The organism is Chamaesiphon sp. VAR_69_metabat_338, from assembly GCF_031423935.1.
GTDB lineage: Bacteria > Cyanobacteriota > Cyanobacteriia > Cyanobacteriales > Chamaesiphonaceae > Chamaesiphon.
On record NZ_JANPGM010000527.1, the window covers coordinates 1 to 4,297 of the forward strand.

Annotated in this window: 3 protein-coding genes; 2 read left to right on the forward strand and 1 reads right to left on the reverse strand. The window is 48.1% G+C overall.

Annotated features, from left to right (window positions below; translation table 11 throughout):
- Positions 1-1,042: glycosyltransferase family 4 protein (locus RMO84_RS14555; protein ID WP_310489166.1), on the forward strand; the 1,042-nt coding region annotated here is incomplete at its 5' end.
- 220 nt (positions 1,043-1,262) lie between these two features.
- Here the strand turns inward: RMO84_RS14555 and RMO84_RS14560 are convergent.
- Entirely contained in the window at positions 1,263-2,246 is a 984-nt protein-coding gene (locus tag RMO84_RS14560; RefSeq protein WP_310489167.1) for a hypothetical protein, read from the reverse strand.
- A 401-nt stretch (positions 2,247-2,647) separates the two neighbouring features.
- Here RMO84_RS14560 and sbcD point away from each other — a divergent pair, with 401 nt between their 5' ends.
- Complete coding sequence (gene sbcD, locus RMO84_RS14565) at positions 2,648-4,060, forward strand: exonuclease subunit SbcD (RefSeq protein ID WP_310489168.1); 1,413 nt, start codon at positions 2,648-2,650, stop codon at positions 4,058-4,060.
- Positions 4,061-4,297: the final 237 nt, after the last annotated feature.

Here is a 4,297-nt window from a genome sequence, read left to right on the forward strand (position 1 = left end):
TATTTACGTTCACCGCGTTCCTGTTGCTGGCTTCAGCCAGGATATCTTTAAATGGATCGGGAATATGAACGACAGCATGAGCAAATATGGTGCGAAATTAGCAGAACTGGCTCATGATTTCGACCTGATTCACGCTCACGATTGGATGGTGGCAGATACCGCCCTTTATTTGAGCCAAAAGTTTCACATTCCGATCGTCGCGACGATTCATGCGACAGAATTTGGTAGGCATAGCGGCATTCACAACCCTAGTAGCGAACACGTTCACGCGCGAGAAACCCAGCTAGTCGAAGCTGCGACGCAAACGATCGTTTGTAGTCAATACATGCGTCAGGAAGTCGGCCAAATCCTTCACTGTCCGTGGGAAAGAATTAGCATCATCTATAACGGTATTCGTCCTGAGAAAAAACAACGCCCCAAAGATTTCGACTTCTGGGATTTTCGCCGCAGATTCGCCGCAGACCACGAGCAGATCGTCTATTATGTCGGGCGGATGACTTATGAAAAGGGGATCTTTGTCCTCCTCAATGCCGCGCCCAAGGTCTTATGGGAATTGGGCGGTAATGCCAAATTTATCTTCATCGGCGGCGGTAATACCGATGGTTTGAAGCAGCAAGCATGGGATTTGGGCATCTGGGAGAAGTGTTTCTTCACGGGTTTCATGTCCGATGAAGATCTCGACAAATTTCAAACCGTGGCCGACTGTGCGGTCTTTCCCAGCTTGTACGAACCCTTTGGCATCGTCGCCCTCGAAAGCTTTGCCGCTAGGGTACCAGTTGTCGTCTCAGATGCTGGCGGACTGGCTGAAGTAGTGCGACATACCAAAACCGGCATCGTCACCTGGAAGTGGGATTGCAATTCCCTCGCCTGGGGGGTTTTGGAAGTCCTCAGAAATCCTGGCTATGCGAAGTGGTTGACGGATAATGCCTACGATGAGCTAGGCAAACGCTTTAACTGGGCGAAGATTGCCGTTCAGACGGAGACTGTGTATAACAAGGCAATGACGATCGCGATGCAGTCTGTTTTGGGAACTAGGGGATAGACAAGCAGCTTCACGGATGCTCGACGATCGCCAAGTTTGCAAGCGATAACTACCCGATCGTGTGATTTTGTTTGGGCGATCGATCGCGATCTAATTGGCAAGAAAGTAATTAAGTTGGAACGAGAAAAAATCGCCGTACTCAGTTGCGATCGATCTCTAAAAAAATCCCTAGACCTTGGAGATCTAGGGATTTTATATTAACATTTAGATTTTGTACGCACTACGCAATACCAGCAGTGAAAACACCGAAAGACTGACCGTTCGACAGACTGAAAGTATTGGTAGCCAACAAGGGATCTACAGCAGCATCGCCCACAGACAGCTCTGAAGATTGAATGTTGCGCAGAGATGCACTTCCCACTGAGTAATCAATTTTGGCAACTAGATCGCGGGTGCCATCGGCTTTAATCGCAAATAGTCTTGTTGCCCCATCATTAGTAGCATAATTTCCATTAGCCAAGAAAATTCGATCGGCACCATTACCGAAATCGGTAATTTTAGCGAAATCAGCATTTTTATTGCTGCTGTAGAAGAGATTATCGCCACTGCCCAGGATGAAAGTATCGTTACCAGTACCACCAGTCAGAGTGTCAACTTCATTGAATCGCACAGAAGCCCCAGTAGTCCCAGTTAAAATATCGTCACCACCACCACCATCGATCTTGTTATTCTTGCCATCTCCGGTAATGACATCGGCGATACTCGTGCCGTTAACGTCTTCAAAGTTTCTGACAGTAAAGGTCTGCGTCCCCAGCCCAGGAATACCAATTACACTCAAAGTTTCCAGGTCAAGATTGACATCGATCGGCACAGTCCCACTGGTGGCAGTAGATCCATCAATCAGATCGCCCGTGCCCTTACTGCCGATGATTGTCTCAAGGCCGCTCAGTTGGTCTTCGCCGAACGAACCATTTGCTCCTTTAAATACTTTGCCAGCAGCTCCCAGCCGGACAGGGCCGCCTAATGAGAAATAGTCGATCGCATCTATGCCTGTGCCACCGTTGATGAAATCGTTACCCTTGCTACCTTTAACAGTGTCATTACCGCCGAAGGCATTGACAATATCATCTTGAGCAGTAGTTGTCAGAATATCGTTTCCTTCAGTACCATTGATGACGGTAGAAAGGGCTGATGGCGTAATTTGTCGTTCCGCATTAGGGAGATCGGTAATTTCCTGTGGAATTGCTAAATTTGTATCGGCCATGGCTTTAATTTATATTTATTTAAAGGTAGATTAAAAGCTCTCTAATTAATTAGCTTTGCCTCAAATGATAATTGCCTTTTAAACCAAAGTAAAGATATTTTGTTACAAATATTACACAAGCGATTATTTTCAGAGAAATAGCTTGATTTACTGGTCTTTAAGTCAGCTATTTAAACCAAAATAAAGACAGTCAGTAACAAATACTACACCAAGTAATTATCTCGATCCACATGGCTTGACCTCTAAATCTTAAAAGTGCAACCAAAAGTAGAGAGTCAATAATTAACCGCTTTTTATCGATCGCAGATAGTCACACAACGGAAATTTTTAGATTGGGAAGATGTGAGAGTTAGATCGAATTCAGCTAGTATATAATTACTGCACGATCGGCTCAATCCCTCATGAAAATTCTGCATCTATCAGATATCCACATGGGTGCTGGTTTCGGCCACGGTAAAATCGACCCCGAAACCGGACTGAATACCCGCTTCCAAGATTTTGTTAAATCCTTAGCACGGGCGATCGATCGCGCGATCGCCGAACCTGTCGATCTGGTCTTATTTGGCGGCGATGCCTTTCCCGACTCAACACCCGCGCCTTATATCCAACAAGCTTTTGCCTTGCAATTTTATCGGCTGGTGGATGCGAATATTCCCGCCGTCCTGCTTGTTGGCAATCACGATCAACATTCTCAGGGACAAGGTGGAGCCAGCTTATCGATTTATCGCTCATTAGGCGTGCCTGGGACGATCGTCGGCGATGCGATCGATACCCACCTCATTAATACCCGCAGTGGTGCGATCCAAATTCTGACATTGCCCTGGATCAATCGATCGACCCTGCTGACGCGGGAGGTTGCCGAAAATCTCTCGATGTTGGAAGTCAACCAATTGCTGCTCGACAGGCTGCAACCAGCTCTCGAAGGCGAAATTCGCAAATTAGATCCAGATATCCCTACTGTCGTCCTCGCCCATCTGATGGCCGATAATGCCACGCTGGGAGCCGAAAAATTTTTAGCGGTGGGACGCGGGTTTACGATTCCCCTGTCGTTCCTGACGCGTTCTTGCTTTGACTATGTAGCTCTCGGACACGTCCATCGCCACCAAAACCTGAATAAAACTAACGACCCGGCTGTCGTCTATCCTGGGAGCATCGAGCGGGTAGATTTTAGTGAGGAAAAGGAAGATAAGGGTTATGTTTTAGTAACGATTGAGCCGACGGTGCAACCAGCTAGCAAAAGTTTTGAGACGACTTGGGAATTTTGCCCTTTACCCGTGCGGACTTTTCGGACGATTAAAATCGATGTCTCTGAGAGCGAGCAACCACAAGTAGATATTCTAGCGGCGATCGCGAAGGTCGATATCGATGATGTGGTTATCCGCTTAATTTATCAGCTCAGTCCCGATCGGGTCGAGCAGATTAGTAGTGCGGCGATTCACGCGGCGTTGAGTGCGGCGCATCATTATACGATTCAAGCGGAACTTGTCAGTCAGTTGAGTCAGCCGCGTTTGCCGGAACTGGGTTGTAGTGTTGGCGATCCGATGGTGGCACTCTCGACTTATTTGGACAACCGTCCGGATCTCAAGGATATTGCGGAGGCGATGATTGCGGCTGCAAATGAGTTGTTGTCTGGGGATGATGTTGGCTCGGTGCGGGGCGATCGGGTATTGCTAGATGTGGAGTCATCGGCAGATGTACCGGCGATCGATTCGTCGATTTTGGCACCTACTGAGTCGAAGATGGATGGCAGCAATAAGTCTGCGGTTAAGCAATCTAAGTCGAAGACGGCGGAGGGGCAGTTGACGCTACTTTAGTCTTCTGGATTAGGGATCGGTTTTAGATGTTTGTAGGAAGCGAATCGGCAAACGATTGATACTTGTAGGGTGCGATTGTTGCTTGTGGGGACAGAACCCGGATCTGGGGGTTCCGACCCCCAGTCCCCCCGTTGAGGAGGCGGGACGCCGCCCCTCAAACTCCCCTGCGTAAGGTTCGATCTGTTAGTGGCGGGGTTGGGGGAATGACTGAGATCGCACGGTTGGTAGATCTGGGGG

What these genes read in the sequence shown, in the direction of transcription:
- RMO84_RS14560 (WP_310489167.1), bottom strand. Translation starts at nt 2,246, where the DNA reads ATGGCCGATACAAATTTAGCAATTCCACAGGAAATTACCGATCTCCCT.
- sbcD (WP_310489168.1), top strand. Translation starts at nt 2,648, where the DNA reads ATGAAAATTCTGCATCTATCAGATATCCACATGGGTGCTGGTTTCGGC.